This window comes from Streptomyces katrae, assembly GCF_000966975.1.
Taxonomy (GTDB): Bacteria; Actinomycetota; Actinomycetes; order Streptomycetales; family Streptomycetaceae; genus Streptomyces; species Streptomyces katrae.
The window spans coordinates 1-1,086 of the sequence record NZ_JZWV01000556.1 but is presented as its reverse complement, the minus strand read 5'-3'; the positions used below and the strand labels follow the sequence as shown (position 1 = coordinate 1,086).

At 77.7% G+C, this 1,086-nt stretch carries 2 protein-coding genes; one reads left to right on the top strand and one right to left on the bottom strand.

Translation table 11 applies throughout. From position 1 onward, the window contains the following. The first annotated feature begins 202 nt into the window (after positions 1 to 202). On the top strand, positions 203 to 607 hold the full coding sequence (locus VR44_RS20180; RefSeq protein ID WP_045948950.1) for a tetratricopeptide repeat protein: 405 nt from the start codon (positions 203 to 205) through the stop codon (positions 605 to 607). A gap of 128 nt (positions 608 to 735) precedes the next feature. Here the strand turns inward: VR44_RS20180 and VR44_RS20175 are convergent, their stop codons facing one another. Beyond that, entirely contained in the window at positions 736 to 996 is a 261-nt protein-coding gene (locus tag VR44_RS20175) for a DUF6343 family protein (protein ID WP_045948951.1), read from the bottom strand. Between the last annotated feature and the right edge of the window lie 90 nt (positions 997 to 1,086).

Sequence of the window (1,086 nt, the reverse complement as noted above, 5' to 3'; positions counted from 1 at the left end):
CGGCCGTCGGCTCCGCGGTGCTGCGAAGTCGGTCACCGTGCCGGCCGGCCGGGGGCACGGCGCGCCGGGAGCGGGTGCTCGTGGGGGCGGCGTCCGGTCCGCGTGGGGCCCGGGCCGTAGCGGAGCGCAGCCGGTGTGTCACGGGGAACAACCTTGGCGTGGACGCGCGTTGAGGGCGTGCGCAGAGGGAAGGAGACATACCGTGCCCGACACCACGCCCACGCCGCCGCCCCCGAGGGAGCCTGTCGGCCCCCCGAGTCCCGAGACGCACGTCATCGACTACCGGGCCGCCGAGCAGCTCCTCGAGGCCCGGGACCCGCGCGGCGCGGTCCGGCTGCTCGACTCCGTCATAGCCGCCCACCCCGAGAACACCGCGGCCCGGCTGTTGCGCGCCCGGGCCTTCTTCGCGGCGGCCCAGCTGCGGCCCGCACAGCTGGAGTTCGAGCTGGTCCTGGAGCGGGAGCCGGACAACGCCTTCGCCCACTTCGCCCTGGCCCGCACCCACCAGCGCTCCGGCCGGCACGAGCAGGCCCGCCGGCACTTCCGGCTCGCCGCCGCCCTCGACCCGCAGCCGGAGTACCTGGCGGCGGCCCGCTTCGAGGGCTGACGGATCCGCCCGGCCGGCCCTGGCCGCCCCGAAAGGCCGGTTCCGCCGGGGCCGGGACCGCGGGTTCCGGCGGGGCCGGGCCGTGCCGGCGCCCCGCCGTCCGCCGTCCTGGTGGGCGGTTCCGGCCGTCAGCGGCTGCGCGGGGGTTCGTACGGGGGGATGTCCGGGCCCGGCTGGTAGTGCGGGCCCTGGTGGATGTGGTGCACCACCACGCCCAGGTCCACGGCCGCCAGCACCACCACCGCCGCGCAGGCCGCGGCCCAGCCGGGCCGCTCGGCCAGCGAGAACACCGCCGCGCCGCCGGCCGCCCAGACCAGCCCCCACAGGCTGAGCCAGAACCGCAGCCGCAGCGGGCTGCGGGCGGTCAGTGGCTCGTTCCCGGTACGCATGACCATCGCCTCCCCCTGACGGAGACCTCAGCTCCATGGTCCCACGCGCGGCTCGAACCCAGCCCCGCCGGCGTTTGAGGCGCCGGGGGC

Excerpts from the sequence above, each read along its gene's own strand:
- VR44_RS20175 (WP_045948951.1), bottom strand. The coding sequence starts at position 996 with ATGCGTACCGGGAACGAGCCACTGACCGCCCGCAGCCCGCTGCGGCTG.